The sequence below is a fragment of the Noviherbaspirillum sp. Root189 genome (genome assembly GCF_001428545.1).
Classification (GTDB): domain Bacteria; phylum Pseudomonadota; class Gammaproteobacteria; order Burkholderiales; family Burkholderiaceae_D; genus Noviherbaspirillum.
Map to the genome: position 1 here is coordinate 1 of NZ_LMHZ01000010.1, position 17,438 is coordinate 17,438.

Here is a 17,438-nt window from a genome sequence, read left to right on the forward strand (position 1 = left end):
GCTCTTTTGGGAACCCGAAGGGCGGCTGAACCGGGGTCGCCTTTCTTTGCTCACTTTCTTTGGCGAAGCAAAGAAAGTGAGTGGCCCGCCGGGGCCAGTCCCGGCTAGCATCCACGAAGAACAAACAGCCCAGAATCACCGAAGAAAAAACCCAACACCCCAACACCCCAACACCCCAACACCCCAACACCCCAACACCCCAACACCCCAACACCCCTCAAGGCGCCACCACCACCTTCACCTGCGCCTCCTTCAACACCTTCGCCAACGCCTCCGGCGGCCGCGCATCCGTAAACAACATATCAATCTGCGACAAACTCGCCATCCTCACCAACGCCTGCCGCCCAAACTTATCCCGATCCGCCACCAGCCACACCTCCCGCGACTGCTCGATAATCGCCTGCGCCACCTTCACCTCACGCGGATCGAAGTCGCGCAGAGTCCCATCCGCCTCGATACTCGAAATCCCGATAATCCCGATATCCACCTTGAACTGCCGGATAAAATCAATCGTCGCCTCGCCCACAATCCCTCGGTCACGCCCACGCACCACGCCGCCGGCAATGATCACTTCACACTGCGGATTGTCAGCAAGAATCGCCGCGACATTCAGATTGTTGGTCACCACGTGCAAACCATGATGATGGGAAAGGGCCCGCGCCACTTCCTCGGTCGTCGTCCCGATATTGATCAGCAAGGAACATCCCGGCGGCACCTGCTTGGCCACCGCGCCCGCGATGCGCCGCTTGGCATCGATATTCATCACCTGCCGCTGGCTGTAGTCGATGTTCTCCACTGACGATGGTAGTCCCACGCCACCGTGATACCGCGCCAGCAGTTTCGCTTCTTCCATTTGCTTCACATCGCGCCGCACCGTCTGCGGTGTCACATCCAGTTCTTGCGCGAGCTCCTCGACCGACATCGTCACCCGCTGCCTGACCACTTCAAGCAAGCGCCTTTGACGTGGATTAAGAGTCATTCGTTATCTCCGGTAAACAATTGCGAAACCTCTAAGCTGATTGTAAACGAACACAAACGAAAAAATAAAATCAAAATTTCTGTTGATTTGAGTTCGAACATTGTCGTATCTTACGCACAGTCATCTTACCGAGAATACACTTCGAAGGCGATTACCGCATGGAAAATAGCCCGCACATACTGGATTGCGACCTGCTTATCGTGGGCGGCGGCATCAATGGTGCCGGTATCGCCCGTGATGCGGCGGGTCGTGGATTGTCCGTGGTCTTGTGCGAAAAAGATGATCTCGCCGCGCATACCTCGTCGGCGTCGACCAAGCTGATCCATGGGGGCTTGCGCTATCTTGAGTATTACGAATTCAACCTAGTACGCAAGGCGCTGATCGAACGCGAAGTGTTGTTGCGCTCCGCGCCGCACATCATGTGGCCGCTGCGCTTTGTCATGCCGCACGATAAAGGGCAGCGGCCGGGCTGGATGATTCGCACCGGCCTGTTTCTTTACGATAGCCTGGCAAAGCGGGAAATCCTGCCAGGCTCCCAAGGCATCGATCTGCGCAAGCATGCTGCGGGCGAGCCGCTCAAGCCGACATTCACGCGCGGCTTCGTCTATTCGGATGGCTGGGTCGAGGACGCGCGCCTGGTTGTACTGAATGCGGTCGACGCTGCTGAAAAAGGCGCGAAGATTTTTACCCGCACCCGCTGCGAATCCGCACAACGACAAGGCGACCGTTGGATAGCGCAACTGCGGACGGCTGACGGTTCCACGATCAACGCCAGGGCGAAATGCCTGGTCAACGCGGCAGGTCCCTGGACCGCCCACTTCCTGCAGACTGCGGCGCAGCGACCGTCAGCCAAGTCGCTGCGACTGATCAAGGGCAGCCATATCGTCGTCAAGCGCCTGTTCGACCATCCGTATGCGTACATCTTTCAGCATCCGGACAGCCGTATCGTCTTCGCCATTCCCTATGAGCAGGATTTCACGCTGGTAGGAACCACGGACATCGATTATCAGGGCGACATGAACAAGGTCGAAATCGACCAGCAGGAGATTTCTTACCTGTGTGAACTGGCCAATCGCTACTTCAAAAAAGGCATTACGCCGCAGGACGTGGTGTGGACCTATTCCGGTGTGCGTCCACTGGTAGAAGACGAAGCCGCGAGCGCGTCGGCTGTGACGCGTGATTACCGCTTCGAACTCGATGAGGATGGGGCACCACTGCTATCCGTGTTTGGCGGCAAGATCACTACCTTTCGCAAGCTGGCCGAAGAAGCGGTCGACATGATCGCTCCTAAACTTTCCGTACAAAAAGGTGCATGGACCGCTGACGCTTGCATGCCCGGCGGCGACTTGTTCGGCAGCAAGCCGAACAATCGCGCAGTGCTGGAATTCGACCGCTTCGTGCGGGAATTGCAAATGAACTATGCATGGCTGCCGGCGCCGCTGGTCGCGCGTTACGCCCGTGCCTATGGCACACGCACCCATGTCCTGCTATCGGGGCGCACACATATAGGCGACATGGGCGGAGAAATCGCACCCGGGTTGTATGTCGCGGAAGTCAATTATCTGATGGAGCATGAATGGGCGGTCACGGCCGCCGACATCCTCTGGCGTCGTTCAAAGCTCGGCCTGCATGTACCCGCAGGCACGGAAGCAAAGCTCGACGCCTGGATGCATACCGGTCGGGCAGTCGCATAGATTGAGGAATAGCCCGGCAAACTGCGCCATAAACATAACAACGGCGATAACAACGGCGCACAGGGATTTTTAGGAGGAAGACAGCGTGCTTCTAGCATTGGAAAACGTCAGCAAGAAATATGGCGCGGAAGATCACATCTATCCGTTGTCGTTTTCGCTGATACCAGGGACCATCAATGTCCTGCTCGGAACAACCCGGGCCGGCAAGACGACCCTTATGCGGCTGATGGCGGGGCTCGATCGCCCGACTACCGGCCATGTGATCGCCGACGGCAGGGACGTCACCGGCGTATCCGTCCGCCATCGCGACCTGGCGATGGTGTACCAGCAATTCATTAACTATCCATCGTTCACGGTGTTCGAGAATATCGCATCGCCGCTGCGCATCAAGCGGGTACCCGAAGCCGAAATCAAGAAGCGTGTGCATGACATGGCGGAACGCCTGCATATCACGCCTTACCTTCAGCGTTCGCCGGCTGAACTCTCTGGCGGCCAGCAGCAGCGCACGGCGCTGGCACGCGCGCTGATCAAGGACGCCGGATTGTTGCTGCTTGACGAGCCGCTGGTCAACCTTGACTACAAGCTGCGCGAAGAACTGCGCCGCGAACTCACCGAATTGTTTTCCGAAGGCCGTACCACGGTCGTTTATGCGACGACCGAACCGCTGGAAGCACTGCAGCTGGGTGGCCACGTTGCTGTGCTACATGAGGGCAGGTTGCTGCAGAGCGGACCAACGGTTGATGTGTTCAATGCACCGATTTCGATCCAGGCCGCACGGACTTTCAGCGATCCACCGATCAACCTGATGTCGGCCAGCATCAACGGCGATGGAACCGCACATCTCGACGGCGACCTCGCCATTCATCTTAATCCGGAGCAATTGCAAAGGGCGTCCGGCCACAAACAAGTGAGGCTCGGCTTGCGTGCACACAGTCTTCGGCTGGCCGCACGCTACCCTGACGACGTTGCCATCGATGCGCAGGTCGACCTGTCTGAGATCAGCGGATCGGAAACCTATATACACGTGCATCGCGGACCGATAGCACTGGTCGCGCAACTGCCCGGCGTGCATGACCTTGAAATCGGGTCGCATTGCAGCATGTACTGCCGCCCCGGGGACTTGTTCCTCTTCGCAGAGGATGGTGCGCTGTTATTTGCGCCAACCCACCTTCCGGCAGGAGCATAAGCATGGCCCGCATAGAACTCAAGGAACTGGCGCATGCCTACAAGCCGAATCCCTCGCAGCCGAGCGATTACGCCTTGCGCCCAATGGATATGCAATGGAACGATGGCGGCGCATACGCGCTGCTGGGCCCTTCCGGTTGCGGCAAGACCACGCTGCTCAATATCATTTCCGGGCTGGTGCATCCGTCGCACGGACGTGTCTTGTTCGATGGCAAGGATGTCACCGAGCTGCCCCCCGAGGCGCGCAATATTGCCCAGGTGTTTCAGTTTCCAGTGATTTACGACACCATGACGGTGTTCGACAACCTCGCTTTTCCCTTGCGCAACCGCGGCTGGAAAACCGCGGACATCAACAAGCGCGTGCATCAGATCGGCGACATGCTGGAACTGACGCCTGATCTCAAGCACCGCGCCAGCGGCCTATCGGTCGATGCGAAGCAAAAGATTTCCCTTGGCCGCGGCCTGGTCCGCCCAGACGTCGCCGCGGTACTGTTCGACGAGCCATTGACGGTGATCGATCCGCACCTGAAGTGGCTATTGCGCCGCAAACTCAAGGAAATCCACCACGAACTCAAGTTATCGCTGATTTATGTCACGCATGACCAGGTGGAAGCGCTCACGTTCGCCGACAAGGTGGTTGTCATGACCGAGGGAGAGGTGGTGCAGGCGGGCAGTGCCCAGGAGTTGTTCGAAGAACCGGCGCATACCTTCGTCGGCTACTTCATCGGCAATCCCGGCATGAACCTGCTGCCATGCTCCGTTCGCGATGGCCTTGCGCATATCGACGGCAGCGCCATTCCGCTTGCACCTGCCGCTGCGTCGGTACTGCAAGGCGCCGACGGCAAGATCACTCTGGGCATTCGCCCGGAGTTTGTCGAGCCGATGTTCGATGCACAGCCGGGCACCGCCGCCGCGACCGTCACAGCGGTGCGCAATCTCGGCACACACTGCCTTGGCGAGTTCCAGGTTGGTGCCCATACCGTGTTTGCCAAACTGCGCCACCTGAGCGCAAAAGCAGGCGACAAGGTCTGGCTGCACCTGCCGATAGCTCGCACTCTTTACTACGTCAACGACAAGCGGGTGGCATGACATGAAAACCTATAACAACCGCGCGTGGTTCCTGATTTTGCCCGTGATCCTCTGTGTCGCGTTTTCTGCGATCCTGCCATTAATGACGATCGTCAATTACTCGGTACAGGACATTCTGAGCCCGACGCAAAAAGTATTCGTGGGCACCGAATGGTTCAGGCTGGTGATGCGCGACGAGGAACTGCATGGCGCACTGTATCGCCAGATGCTGTTTTCGCTGTCAGTGCTGGCAATACAAATTCCGCTTGGCATCCTGATCGCGCTCGCGATGCCCGCGCAAGGATGGAAAGCCTCGATGTCCCTGGTGCTGATCGCCTTGCCGCTGCTGATTCCCTGGAACGTTGTCGGCACCATCTGGCAGATCTTCGGTCGCGGCGACATCGGCTTACTGGGCTATGGCATCAACAGCCTTGGCGTGGACTACAACTACACCGGCGATTCCGTCGATGCCTGGGTCACCGTTCTGGTCATGGATATATGGCACTGGACGCCGCTGGTGGTTCTGTTGTGCTACGCAGGTTTGCGTGCCATTCCGGATGCGTATTACCAGGCGGCGCGCATCGATGGCGCTTCGCGGTGGGCGGTGTTCCGTTTCATACAGTTGCCCAAACTGCGCAATGTGCTGATGATCGCCGTGCTGCTGCGCTTCATGGATAGCTTCATGATCTATACCGAGCCATTCGTACTGACTGGCGGCGGACCTGGCAATGCGACGACTTTCCTGTCGCAATACCTGACGCAGAAGGCGGTTGGACAGTTCGATCTTGGACCGGCAGCGGCGTTTTCACTGATCTATTTCCTGATCATCCTGCTGTTCTGCTTCGTGCTCTACAACTGGATGCAGCGCGTTGGAACGGGAGATCAAAAATGATGAGCAAACGCCTGACGGCACCCATCCTCATAATCTACCTGCTGCTGTCGCTGTTGCCGATCTACTGGATGCTCAACATGTCGTTGAAAACCAATGAAGAAATCATTGGCGCGTTGACGATGTGGCCGAACAACCTGACCTTCGACAACTTCAAGACAATCTTTACCGACCCGTCATGGTATGACGGTTACATCAATTCGATCATTTATGTCGCGATCAATATGGTGTTGTCGGTACTGGTTGCCTTGCCTGCGGCGTATGCGTTTTCACGTTACTCCTTCCTCGGCGACAAGCACCTTTTTTTCTGGCTGCTGACCAACCGGATGACACCGCCTGCGGTGTTTCTTCTGCCGTTCTTTCAGTTGTATTCAACGGTAGGACTGATGGACACGCATCTGGCAGTCGCGTTGGCGCACATGGTATTCAATGTGCCGCTGGCGGTATGGATCCTGGAAGGCTTCATGTCCGGCATCCCGAAGGAGATCGACGAAACCGCTTACATCGATGGATACAGCTTCCCGAAATTCTTCGTGAAGATATTCCTGCCGATGATCAAGTCGGGTGTCGGTGTGACGGCATTCTTTTGCTTCATGTTCAGTTGGGTCGAATTACTGCTGGCACGTACGCTGACCTCGGTGAACGCAAAGCCGATCTCGGCCACCATGACGCGGACCGTGTCGGCGGCCGGCATGGACTGGGGCGTGCTTGCCGCAGCGGGCGTATTGACAATCGTGCCTGGCGCGCTGGTGATCTGGTTCGTCCGGCATTACATCGCCAAGGGCTTTGCCATGGGAAGGGTGTGAGATGGAAAACACGTTTGCATGGATGGCGTGGACACCGCCCGTTGCCATCTTCTTTACTGCCATCGTATTGATGCTGTTCGGCATGACTCTCTGGCAGGTGCGTTCGCCTACCGTGGAGCGCAAGGGTTTTCTGCCGATCAGCACGACGCGCGGCGACCGCTTGTTCATTGGCTTGCTCACTGCCGCCTATGTCAACCTTGCGTGGGCCGGCTTTACAGAACTCGATCAATGGATTGGCGCGGTAATCGGATTCGTTGTGCTGGTGATTGTGATGCGCTGGGGGTGACCCACGCCGCGGCACAGGATGGGTACCTTTCCCGCCATCCTGTGCTTCTGTCCAGGGAAAGGCATAAAAAGGTGGAGATATGAGACTGAAACTGACAGCATTAGCGGCTGCGGCAATGCTTGCCTCAGGCGCATCCTGGGCCGACATGAAGGCCGCCGAAAAATGGGTGGACCAGGAATTCCAGCCATCCACATTGAGCAAGCAGCAACAGCTCGATGAGATGAAATGGTTTATCGCCGCGGCAGACAAGTTGAAAGCCAAAGGCGTCAAGGAAATCAGCGTGGTATCGGAAACCATCGATACCCACGTCTATGAATCCAAGACACTGGCCAAGGCCTTTGCCGAAATCACCGGCATTGCCGTCAACCACGACTTGATCCAGGAAGGTGACGTAGTCGAAAAGCTGCAGACATCCATGCAGTCCGGCAAGAGCATTTACGACGGCTGGATTTCCGACTCCGATCTGATCGGCACCCACTATCGCTATGGTGCGATCGAGCCGCTGTCCGACTATATGGCAGGCAAGGGCAAGGACTTCACCAACCCGAATCTTGATATCAAGGATTTCATCGGTACCAGCTTCACCACCGCACCGGATGGCAAGCTGTACCAGTTGCCCGACCAGCAGTTTGCCAACCTGTACTGGTTCCGCGCCGATCTGTTCGAGCGCAAGGACCTGAAGGACAAATTCAAGGCCAAGTATGGCTATGATCTCGGCGTGCCGGTCAACTGGTCCGCCTATGAAGACATCGCCAACTTCTTCACCAATGACGTGAAGGAAATCGACGGCAAGAAGATTTACGGTCACATGGACTACGGCAAGAAAGACCCGTCGCTCGGCTGGCGCTTTACCGATGCGTGGTTGTCGATGGCCGGTACCGCCGACAAGGGAATTCCGAACGGCTTGCCGGTCGACGAGTGGGGCATCCGCGTCGCAGACGACAAGTGCACGCCGGTTGGCGCGTCCGTGTCGCGTGGCGGTGCAACCAACTCGCCGGCAGCCGTCTATGCACTGACCAAGTATGTCGACTGGATGAAGAAGTACGCCCCGCCGCAAGCCAACGGCATGACCTTCTCCGAGGCCGGTCCGGTACCGGGACAAGGCGAAATCGCCCAGCAGATTTTCTGGTACACCGCGTTCACCGCGCCCATGACCAAGGCCGCCGCCGTGATCAACCAGGACGGCACACCGAAGTGGCGCATGGCGCCCGGCCCGCATGGCCCGTACTGGAAAGACGGCATGCAGAATGGTTATCAGGACGTCGGTTCATGGACCTTCTTCAAGTCGACGCCGGATGACCGCAAGGCCGCAGCATGGCTGTATGCGCAGTTCGTGAATGCAAAGACCACCTCGCTGAAGAAATCCATTGTCGGCGTGACCTTTGTGCGCGACTCCGACATCCGTCACGAGTACTTCACCAAGAACGCAGCGAAGTACGGCGGCCTGATCGAGTTCTATCGCAGCCCGGCACGCGTGGCATGGACACCGACCGGCACCAACGTTCCGGATTATCCAAAGCTCGCACAGCTCTGGTGGAAAAACGTCGCTACCGCAGTCACCGGCGAAAAGACTCCACAGGCGGCGATGGATAACCTGGCCGAGGAAATGGATCAGGTGATGGCGCGTCTGCAGCGTGCCGGCATGAAGGCTTGCGCACCGAAGCTCAATGCCAAGGGTGATCCAAACAAGTATCTGTCCGATACCGGCGCACCGTGGAAGAAGCTGGCGAACGAAAAGCCGAAGGGTGAGACGATTGCCTACGACAAGTTGCTGCAGGCATGGAAAGAAGGACGCGTGAAGTAATATCATGCACTTCAGGAAAGGCGCGGCGCTTGCCGCGCTTTTTTTAACCCGGACCGTTTGGGTCCGGGTGTGCATTCGTATCCGGCATTCGTACCCGGTTTAGTGATGGAGGTTCCACGGTGACCCAATACATACTCGCCCTCGACCAGGGCACGACCAGTTCGCGCGCCATTCTGTTCGATCATGGCGGCCGTTTGCACGGCATCGCCCAACAGGAATTCAGGCAGATCTTTCCCCAGTCCGGCTGGGTCGAACATGACGCCAATGAAATCTGGAGCAGCCAGCTCACGGTGGCGCAGCAAGTACTGAAGGACACCGGCGTTGCTGCCACGGATATTGCCGCCATCGGCATCACCAACCAGCGCGAGACGGTCGTACTGTGGGATCGTGCTACCGGCGAACCCGTCGCCAATGCAATCGTCTGGCAGGATCATCGCACCGCGGCACTGTGCGACGCCTTGCGCGAACAAGGCAAGGAACCCATCTTCCAGCAAAAGACGGGGCTGGTGCTCGATGCCTATTTCTCCGGCACCAAACTCAAATGGCTGCTCGACAATGTGCCCGGTGCGCGGCGACGTGCGGAACATGGTGAACTGGCATTCGGCACCATCGATTCATGGCTGATCTTCAAGCTCTGCGGCAAGCATGTCGTCGATACCAGCAATGCCTCGCGCACCTTGCTGTTCAATATCCATCGTATGCAGTGGGATGAAGAACTGCTTGCGCTGCTCGATATACCGGCGAGCCTGCTGCCGCAAGTCGTGCCGGGCAGCGGCATTGTCGGGAACTGCGCAGCTGAACTGCTGGGCAGGGAAATTCCGATTGCCGGCATTGCGGGCGACCAGCAAGCCGCTACTTTTGGCCAGGCTTGCCATCAGCCGGGCATGGCGAAGAACACCTATGGCACCGGTTGTTTCATGCTGATGAATACCGGCAAGCAGGCAATCACCTCGCACAATAACTTGCTGACAACGGTGGGTTGGACCCTCGGACAACAAACCGATTACATGCTGGAAGGCAGTGTCTTCAACGCTGGTGCAGCAGTGCAGTGGCTGCGCGACGGTCTTGGCATCATCAAGACTTCGGCGGAAGTTGAAGCATTGGCGCAAAGCGTGCCGGACACGGGGGGCGTGTTTTTTGTGCCGGCATTTGCCGGTCTGGGTGCGCCGTACTGGGACGCCTATGCGCGCGGCACGATTGTGGGCATCAGCCGCGGTACCACCAGTGCGCATATCGCACGCGCAACACTGGCTGGTATCGCCTACCAGAGCGCCGATGTACTGGAAGCGATGCAGCGTGATGCGGCAATCCAGTTAACGGAACTGCGTGTTGACGGCGGTGCCGCGCGCAACGATCTGCTAATGCAGTTCCAGGCAGATATTCTTGGGGTTCCCGTGGTGCGTCCGATGGTGACCGAGACCACTGCGTTGGGTGCCGCTTATCTGGCAGGACTGGCAGTTGGATACTGGCAATCACAGGAAGAGATCGCCGCGCAATGGCAAGTTGAAAAGCGTTTTGAACCACAGATGTCACAGGATGAACGCGTGCAAAGAATGCATCAGTGGCGACGCGCGGTGCAGCGCTCCCAGCAGTGGCTGGAGTGATGCTGACCGCTTGCCCAATGGAAGGAAAACGCTGACGTTGGATAATGACCAAGGTGGAAATAGCGTGGTGTAACCCCAACAATGGTTACATCTCTAAACAATTGACCCATGGGTTAGTTGCTATACTTCCACAATGCTCAAACAACGTACCGTCAAACAGCTTGTAAAAACCATTGGCGTCGGACTCCATTCCGGCACCAAGGTCGAACTTACGTTGCGCCCGGCAGCGCCGGATACCGGCATCGTCTTCCGCCGCGTCGACCTCGATCCTCCTGTTGACCTTCCGGCAAGCGCAACCGGGGTAGGTGATACCCGCATGGCCTCGGTCCTCGACAGCGACGGTGCGCGCGTATCGACGGTGGAGCACCTGATGTCCGCCTGCGCGGGACTTGGCATCGACAATCTCTACGTCGATGTGACCGCCGAAGAAATTCCCATCATGGACGGCTCGGCCGCATCCTTCGTTTTCCTGCTGCAGCAGGCCGGTTTGCAGGAACAGAACGTCCCCAAGAAATTCATCCGGGTTAAAAAGCCAGTCGAAGTTCGCGAGGGCCAGGGCGCGCAAGAAAAGTGGGCGCGTCTCGAACCGTATGACGGATTCCGTCTCAAGTTTTTCATCGAATTCAATCATCCCGCGGTAGATGCCACAGGGCAGACCGCCGAAGTCGATTTTGCTATTGAATCCTATGTAAAAGAGATCGCGCGCGCGCGTACCTTCGGCTTCATGCAGGATGTTGAAACCTTGCGTGGCATGGGCCTGGCCCGCGGCGGTTCGCTGGAAAACGCGATCGTGATGGACGAATACCGGATCCTGAATGCCGATGGCCTGCGCTATGACAATGAGTTTGTGCGCCACAAGATTCTCGACGCGATCGGCGATTTGTACCTGGTCGGCCATCCATTGTTGGCCAGTTATGTCGCACACAAGTCTGGCCACACCCTGAATAACCTGCTATTGCGCGAACTGCTGGCACACCCTGAGGCGTACGACATCGTCACGTTCGACTCTGATGCCGCTGCACCGCATGCCTACGCTCGCCAGACCAGGCAGGAATGGGCGTTCAACTAGCGTCGGTTCCCAATTGGGATGCGGAGAAACAATTTGCGGCACCACTACACCACCACTACACCAATGTGGAATCCGCTTCGACGCCAGGCCGGGATGCCAATTAGCGGCCGCTCCGATGTCGGTTGACCATCGCACTTAACGCTGCTTTAAGTGCCTCGTTACGCGGTGAATCGTCGAGCGATTCCGTCAGCGAAGCAAGCGCTGAAACTGCCTGTACAGGCAGGCTGATTTGCTTTACAGGTTTTGCTTTTTCAACAATCTTTCTAACTTGCACTTTAAGGCGTATTGCGTTAACCTGCCAACCCCGTTGCAATAGTGCTTCTTGAAGTTTAGGCAACTGTTGCTTGAGTTTGGCGGCGAGTGCGGCGTTCGGTGTTGAAAAAACAAGTTGTCCGGATTCGAACTGGATCACCGAACAGGCGTCAAATATCGCGGGAAGAATCGCCGTGCAGTCCTGCTGCAGGGCGGCCATCCGAGTAATCGCCGGCAACAGCGCAGCCATTTTGTCGTTGGCACGCAGGTAGTCGGTAATGCCCTGAGCAGACTTTTTCGCAGGGCTGCGTCCAGGCCGCGTACCTGGACCATAAGAGAGAAATGAGGGCGAGCGGATCATGCTCAAACCTTATCACACCTCATCCACGATGGACGAATCGCAGGAGACGTAATGCAAATTATCCTGTTGCACCCCCGCTTCAATGCCAGGTCGGTCACGCTTACACACTGGCATCTGCTTCTGGCAGCGCTCGGATTCATACTGGCCGTCATCATGGCCGCTTGCCTTCTCTATTATCTGACCTTTCGTCACGCGACCGAATTGAATATTCCGATGGTCAAGGAAGCCTTGGCCTCCGCTAACCAGGAAGACGCAAACAAGAAGGACAGGTATGTAAAGGAAAGCCTGACCGCAATGGCGATGAAGCTGGGTGAAATGCAGGCTCAATTGATGCGCCTGGATGCCTTGGGCGAACGTGTTCAAGGATTGGCAGGCGTCAAGCCGCAGGAGTTCAATTTCAAGGAATTGCCGGGGCGCGGTGGCGCGGAGCCTTCCAGCATCAAGGACCAGCCAATCAGCATGGTTGATTTTCAACGATTGCTGGATGCCACGGCAAAAGATGTGGAACACCGCGCTGACTATATGAATGTGGTGGAAACCACGCTTATGAGTCAAAAAATCAAATCCAAACTGTTGCCGACCATCCAGCCGGTGAACGTAAGCTATAACGCATCGGGATTTGGCTGGCGCCTCGACCCTTTTACCGGGCGCAATACTTTTCATGAAGGTATTGATTTTGCTGCCGTGCCCGGCACGGCCATCGTTGCCGCTGCAGGCGGTGTGGTAATTGCCGCCGAATATCACCACCAGTTCGGCAACATGCTCGAGATCGATCATGGCAACAATATTGTTAGCCGCTATGCGCATGCTTCCCGCTTGCTGGCTAAAGTGGGAGATATTGTCAAGCGCGGACAACATGTCGCCGATATCGGCTCGACAGGACGTTCGACCGGTGCCCACCTGCATTTTGAAGTGCTGGTCAAAGGCGTGCAGCAGGATCCGCATAAATTCCTGGCGGCGGGTGCCGATCAGGGAAGGCTTGCCAACCTGGCTGCCAAATAACTTGTTGCAATATTTGTAGTGTTCCAGAATGCCGGGTATTGTTTCCTGATGACCAGGCCCCACTTAGTCCGTTGACTGAGATATTTACCGGCTAAAACAGTGCGCGCTGATTTTGCGTCAAGCGGCTTCGGCCGAGCCGCATGATAGAATCCGCAATTTAGCCTAGTCCGGAAAACGCCAGTGCCAACGTCGCACCTGCGGAACCATTTTCAGAATCCAAGCATGTCATTACTGACCCAGATTTTCGGCAGTCGCAACCAGCGGCTGATCAAACAGTACCAAAAGACCGTTCGCGAGATCAATGCGATCGAGCCGGCCATGGAAAAGCTCTCGGATGCCGAGTTGCAGGCCAAGACGCCCGAGTTCAAGGATCGTATTGCCAAAGGCACTTCTCTGGACGACATCCTGCCAGAAGCCTTCGCGGTGTGCCGCGAGGCCAGCAAGCGGGTGCTGAAAATGCGCCACTTCGACGTCCAGCTGATCGGCGGCATGGTTCTCCACTACGGCAAGATTGCCGAAATGGGTACGGGCGAAGGCAAGACGCTGATGGCCACGCTGGCCGCCTACCTGAATGCCTTGTCCGGCAAGGGCGTGCACGTGGTGACGGTCAATGACTATCTCGCCCAGCGCGATGCGGAATGGATGGGACGCCTGTACGGCTGGTTGGGCCTGACCACCGGCGTCAACCTGTCGCAGATGGCACACGACACCAAGCAGGGTGCCTATGCCGCCGACATCACTTACGGCACCAACAATGAATTCGGCTTTGACTACCTGCGCGATAACATGGTGTATGACACCGGTGACCGCGTGCAGCGCAGCCTGAATTTCGCCATCGTTGATGAAGTGGACTCGATCCTCATCGATGAAGCACGTACGCCACTGATCATTTCCGGCCAGGCCGAAGATCATACCGACATGTATGTTCGTATGAACGACGTACCGCCAATGCTGACGCTGCAAATTGGCGAAGAGACACCGGATGGCAAGGGCAAGATCGAAGTGCCCGGCGACTATACCAAGGACGAGAAAGCGCACCAGGTGCTGTTGACCGAGGCCGGCCATGAAAAGGCAGAGCAGATCCTGACCGGCATGGGCCTGCTGCCCGAAGGTGCGTCGCTCTACGATCCGGCCAACATCACCCTGATCCACCATCTGTATGCGGCCTTGCGCGCGCATACGCTGTACCACAAGGACCAGCACTATGTGGTGCAGAACGGCGAAGTCATCATCGTCGACGAATTTACCGGCCGCCTGATGACCGGGCGTCGCTGGTCCGATGGCCTGCATCAGGCAGTCGAGGCCAAAGAGCGCGTCAAGATCCAGAACGAGAACCAGACGCTGGCCTCGATCACCTTCCAGAATTATTTCCGCATGTACGGCAAGCTGGCCGGCATGACAGGTACGGCAGATACCGAAGCCTACGAGTTCCAGGAAATCTACGGCCTCGAAACCGTCGTGATTCCGCCTAACCGTCCGAGCCAGCGCAAGGACCGTCAGGACCAGGTGTACAAGAGCGCGCAGGAAAAATACAACGCGATGCTCACGGATATCCAGGACTGCTATGAGCGTGGACAGCCGGTGCTGGTCGGTACCACCTCGATTGAGAACTCCGAACTGCTGTCCGGCATCCTCAATAAGGCAAAGCTGCCGCACAACGTCCTGAACGCCAAACAGCATGCGCGTGAAGCGGAAATCGTTGCGCAGGCCGGTCGTCCGAAGATGATCACCATCGCCACCAACATGGCCGGTCGCGGTACTGACATCGTCCTCGGCGGCAATGTCGAAAAGCAGATCCAGATCATTGAAGCCGACCCTAACCTGAGCGATGCCGACAAGCAGGCGCAGGCGAAGACGCTGCGCGATGAATGGCAGTCCCTGCACGACCATGTGGTATCGGTTGGCGGCTTGCATATCATCGGTACCGAGCGTCATGAATCCCGTCGCGTGGACAATCAGCTGCGTGGACGTTCAGGGCGTCAGGGCGACCCGGGTTCCTCGCGCTTCTACCTCTCGCTTGATGACCCCTTGCTGCGCATCTTTGCCGGCGACCGCGTGCGCGCGATCATGGACCGTCTCAAGATGCCGGAAGGCGAGCCGATTGAAGCCGGTATCGTCTCGCGTTCCATCGAGTCTGCACAGCGCAAGGTTGAAGCCCGCAACTTCGACATCCGTAAGCAATTGCTCGAATACGACGACGTTGCCAATGACCAGCGCAAGGTAATCTATCAGCAGCGTAATGAGCTGCTCGAGTCGCAGGACGTCTCTGAGTTGGTTGCCTCTTTGCGGCAAGGGGTGTTCACGGATCTTTTCCGCAGCTTCGTGCCGGCCGAATCGATGGAAGAACAGTGGGACATCAAGGGCCTGGAGGCGGCGCTGTCCGGCGAATGGCAACTCGACGTGCCGCTTTCGACGATGCTGGAAGCCGAACCTGATCTTACCGACGAAGATTTGCTCGAACGTGTGATCAAGGCTGCCAACGACGCTTACACCGCGAAGGTGGATGTGATTGGCAAGGACGCGTTTGCCGGCTTCGAGCGCAGTGTGATGCTGCAGAGCATCGACACGCACTGGCGCGAACACCTGGCCGCACTCGACCACCTGCGTCAAGGCATCCATCTGCGCGGCTATGCGCAGAAGAACCCGAAGCAGGAATACAAGCGCGAGGCCTTTGAACTGTTTGGTCAGATGCTGGACCTGATCAAGAACGAGGTCGTACGCATTGTGATGACAGTGCGCATTCAGTCTCGTGAGGAAATCGACGCGGCTGAAGAAGAGCTGTCACATTCCCAGGTCGAAAACCTGCACTTCCAGCATGCAGACTTCAATCCGGACGCAGCACCCGAAGAATTGCTCGCGCCGGTTGCGACCGCGAACGATGCCCGTCGGCAGTCTGTCGCCGACGGTCTGCCGAAGGTCGGTCGCAACGATCCTTGCCCTTGCGGCAGCGGCAAGAAGTACAAACAATGTCATGGCAAACTGGCCTAAGTCGTAATCAGCAGTAGGTCGCAAGACAGACATGAAGTCATGTCGTGAAAAAAGGGCAGGGTAACCTGCCCTTTCTTTTTTCTGCAGGCGATCGCTGATGGAGTTTATTTGGCGGAGGTAGTTGCCTTGGCAGGATCCCGCCGTGGGGCATCTGCCGCACGAACCGTTTACAATATCGCTCTTCTCCAACCGTCCTACGAGCAACACCGCCATGGCCGTCAATCTTCCGCTTCCTGTTCCCGCCAATTTGAAACCCGTCGCCGGCATCGAGCTCGGCCATGCCGAGGCCGGCGTGCGAAAAGCCAACCGCAAGGATTTGCTGGTGCTGAAGCTGGCCCCGACCGCGAGCGTTGCCGGTGTCTTCACCAAGAACCGTTTTTGTGCAGCACCGGTACAGATCTGCAAGACGCATCTCGGCAAGCTCAATCAGGGTGGTGCGCCGATTCGCGCACTGATCATCAATACCGGCAATGCCAATGCGGGCACAGGTGACACCGGTCTGGCGAATGCCAATGCAACTTGTGCCGCGCTTGCTGAATTGCTGGCTTGCGATGCATCGCAAATTCTTCCGTTTTCCACTGGTGTCATTCTCGAGCAATTACCGGTCGATCGGATCAAGGCAGGCATGCCGCAGGCAATTGCCAACCTTCAGGCGGACAACTGGTACAACGCCGCTGAAGCCATCATGACTACCGATACGCAGCCGAAGGCGGCCTCGCGTACCGTGACAATCGATGGCAAGAGCGTGACCATGACCGGCATCAGCAAGGGCGCAGGTATGATCAAGCCGAATATGGCAACCATGCTCGGCTTCCTGGCGATCGATGCCAAGGTCGCGCAGCCGCTTCTGGAGCGCATGGTAAAGGAAGCCGCCGACCAGTCCTTCAATTGCATTACGATCGACGGCGATACATCGACCAACGACTCCTTCATGCTGATTGCGACCGGCGCTGGTCAGCTCGAAGTGAATGATGCCAATACCCCTGCGTACACCGAACTGTCCGCGGCAGTGACGGCAATTTCGCAGGAACTGGCGCAGATGATTGTGCGCGATGGTGAAGGTGCAACCAAGTTCATGACGATCACGGTGGAAGAGGGCGCGAATGTTGATGAGTGCCGCCAGATTGCTTATTCGATCGGCCATTCTCCGCTCGTCAAAACAGCGTTTTATGCGTCGGACCCGAACCTCGGCCGCATCCTGGCTGCGATCGGTTATGCCGGTATCAATGACCTCGATGTCAGCAAGCTGAACTTATACCTGGACGATGTGCTGGTTGCCAAGAACGGCGGACGCAATCCCGACTACAAGGAAGAAGACGGGCAGCGTGTCATGAAGCAAAGCGAGATCACCATCCGTGTTCAGCTTGCACGCGGCACCGCCGCAGCAACCATCTGGACCTGCGACCTGTCGCATGACTATGTAAGCATCAACGCCGACTATCGTTCCTGAC

14 protein-coding genes are annotated in these 17,438 nt (G+C 57.2%); 12 read left to right on the forward strand and 2 right to left on the reverse strand.

Annotation, left to right across the window (positions count from 1 at the left end; genetic code table 11):
- Positions 1-217: 217 nt before the first annotated feature.
- Positions 218-979, reverse strand: coding sequence for a DeoR/GlpR family DNA-binding transcription regulator (locus ASE07_RS06905; protein ID WP_057290086.1), 762 nt, complete (start codon positions 977-979; stop codon positions 218-220).
- A gap of 158 nt (positions 980-1,137) precedes the next feature.
- On the opposite strand from ASE07_RS06905, the gene glpD reads away from it, so the two are divergent.
- The 9 genes from glpD to lpxC all read left to right on the forward strand — a co-directional run bounded on the left by glpD (position 1,138) and on the right by lpxC (position 11,384).
- The gene (gene glpD / locus ASE07_RS06910; protein WP_057290087.1) at positions 1,138-2,673 is read left to right on the forward strand and encodes a glycerol-3-phosphate dehydrogenase; all 1,536 of its coding nucleotides are present in this window, start codon (positions 1,138-1,140) and stop codon (positions 2,671-2,673) included.
- Positions 2,674-2,758: 85 nt separating this feature from the next.
- Positions 2,759-3,859 (forward strand): ABC transporter ATP-binding protein, encoded by a 1,101-nt coding sequence (locus ASE07_RS06915; RefSeq protein ID WP_057290088.1) that lies wholly within the window; start codon positions 2,759-2,761, stop codon positions 3,857-3,859.
- A gap of 2 nt (positions 3,860-3,861) precedes the next feature.
- A complete protein-coding gene (locus ASE07_RS06920; RefSeq protein ID WP_057290089.1) occupies positions 3,862-4,947 on the forward strand; it encodes an ABC transporter ATP-binding protein in 1,086 nt (361 codons plus the stop codon).
- A 1-nt stretch (position 4,948) separates the two neighbouring features.
- Positions 4,949-5,818 (forward strand): carbohydrate ABC transporter permease, encoded by an 870-nt coding sequence (locus ASE07_RS06925; protein WP_057290090.1) that lies wholly within the window; start codon positions 4,949-4,951, stop codon positions 5,816-5,818.
- Positions 5,815-6,621 (forward strand): carbohydrate ABC transporter permease, encoded by an 807-nt coding sequence (locus tag ASE07_RS06930; RefSeq protein ID WP_442946054.1) that lies wholly within the window; start codon positions 5,815-5,817, stop codon positions 6,619-6,621. The genes ASE07_RS06925 and ASE07_RS06930 overlap by 4 nt, the downstream gene beginning before the upstream one ends.
- Position 6,622: 1 nt before the next feature.
- The gene (locus ASE07_RS06935) at positions 6,623-6,907 is read left to right on the forward strand and encodes a DUF2160 domain-containing protein (RefSeq protein ID WP_057290092.1); all 285 of its coding nucleotides are present in this window, start codon (positions 6,623-6,625) and stop codon (positions 6,905-6,907) included.
- 79 nt (positions 6,908-6,986) lie between these two features.
- Complete coding sequence (locus ASE07_RS06940) at positions 6,987-8,711, forward strand: ABC transporter substrate-binding protein (protein ID WP_057290093.1); 1,725 nt, start codon at positions 6,987-6,989, stop codon at positions 8,709-8,711.
- A 119-nt stretch (positions 8,712-8,830) separates the two neighbouring features.
- Positions 8,831-10,315, forward strand: a complete 1,485-nt coding sequence (gene glpK / locus ASE07_RS06945; RefSeq protein WP_057290094.1) for a glycerol kinase GlpK — start codon at positions 8,831-8,833, stop codon at positions 10,313-10,315.
- A gap of 133 nt (positions 10,316-10,448) precedes the next feature.
- Entirely contained in the window at positions 10,449-11,384 is a 936-nt protein-coding gene (gene lpxC, locus ASE07_RS06950; protein WP_057290095.1) for a UDP-3-O-acyl-N-acetylglucosamine deacetylase, read from the forward strand.
- Between the two features lie 100 nt (positions 11,385-11,484).
- Here the strand turns inward: lpxC and ASE07_RS06955 are convergent, their stop codons facing one another.
- On the reverse strand, positions 11,485-11,997 hold the full coding sequence (locus ASE07_RS06955; protein WP_057290096.1) for a DciA family protein: 513 nt from the start codon (positions 11,995-11,997) through the stop codon (positions 11,485-11,487).
- 51 nt (positions 11,998-12,048) lie between these two features.
- Here ASE07_RS06955 and ASE07_RS06960 point away from each other — a divergent pair, with 51 nt between their 5' ends.
- The 3 genes from ASE07_RS06960 to argJ all read left to right on the forward strand — a co-directional run bounded on the left by ASE07_RS06960 (position 12,049) and on the right by argJ (position 17,437).
- Positions 12,049-12,999 carry a M23 family metallopeptidase gene (locus ASE07_RS06960; protein ID WP_057290097.1) on the forward strand — a complete coding sequence of 317 codons (951 nt, stop codon included), beginning with the start codon at positions 12,049-12,051 and terminating at the stop codon, positions 12,997-12,999.
- A gap of 222 nt (positions 13,000-13,221) precedes the next feature.
- Complete coding sequence (secA, locus tag ASE07_RS06965) at positions 13,222-15,987, forward strand: preprotein translocase subunit SecA (RefSeq protein ID WP_057290098.1); 2,766 nt, start codon at positions 13,222-13,224, stop codon at positions 15,985-15,987.
- A gap of 211 nt (positions 15,988-16,198) precedes the next feature.
- Entirely contained in the window at positions 16,199-17,437 is a 1,239-nt protein-coding gene (argJ, locus tag ASE07_RS06970; protein WP_057290099.1) for a bifunctional glutamate N-acetyltransferase/amino-acid acetyltransferase ArgJ, read from the forward strand.
- Position 17,438 lies beyond the last annotated feature (1 nt).

Excerpts from the sequence above, each read along its gene's own strand:
- ASE07_RS06905 (WP_057290086.1), bottom strand. The coding sequence starts at position 979 with ATGACTCTTAATCCACGTCAAAGGCGCTTGCTTGAAGTGGTCAGGCAG.
- glpD (WP_057290087.1), top strand. The coding sequence starts at position 1,138 with ATGGAAAATAGCCCGCACATACTGGATTGCGACCTGCTTATCGTGGGC.
- ASE07_RS06920 (WP_057290089.1), top strand. The coding sequence starts at position 3,862 with ATGGCCCGCATAGAACTCAAGGAACTGGCGCATGCCTACAAGCCGAAT.
- ASE07_RS06925 (WP_057290090.1), top strand. The coding sequence starts at position 4,949 with ATGAAAACCTATAACAACCGCGCGTGGTTCCTGATTTTGCCCGTGATC.
- ASE07_RS06930 (WP_442946054.1), top strand. The coding sequence starts at position 5,815 with ATGATGAGCAAACGCCTGACGGCACCCATCCTCATAATCTACCTGCTG.
- ASE07_RS06935 (WP_057290092.1), top strand. The coding sequence starts at position 6,623 with ATGGAAAACACGTTTGCATGGATGGCGTGGACACCGCCCGTTGCCATC.
- ASE07_RS06940 (WP_057290093.1), top strand. The coding sequence starts at position 6,987 with ATGAGACTGAAACTGACAGCATTAGCGGCTGCGGCAATGCTTGCCTCA.
- lpxC (WP_057290095.1), top strand. The coding sequence starts at position 10,449 with ATGCTCAAACAACGTACCGTCAAACAGCTTGTAAAAACCATTGGCGTC.
- ASE07_RS06955 (WP_057290096.1), bottom strand. The coding sequence starts at position 11,997 with ATGATCCGCTCGCCCTCATTTCTCTCTTATGGTCCAGGTACGCGGCCT.
- ASE07_RS06960 (WP_057290097.1), top strand. The coding sequence starts at position 12,049 with ATGCAAATTATCCTGTTGCACCCCCGCTTCAATGCCAGGTCGGTCACG.
- secA (WP_057290098.1), top strand. The coding sequence starts at position 13,222 with ATGTCATTACTGACCCAGATTTTCGGCAGTCGCAACCAGCGGCTGATC.
- argJ (WP_057290099.1), top strand. The coding sequence starts at position 16,199 with ATGGCCGTCAATCTTCCGCTTCCTGTTCCCGCCAATTTGAAACCCGTC.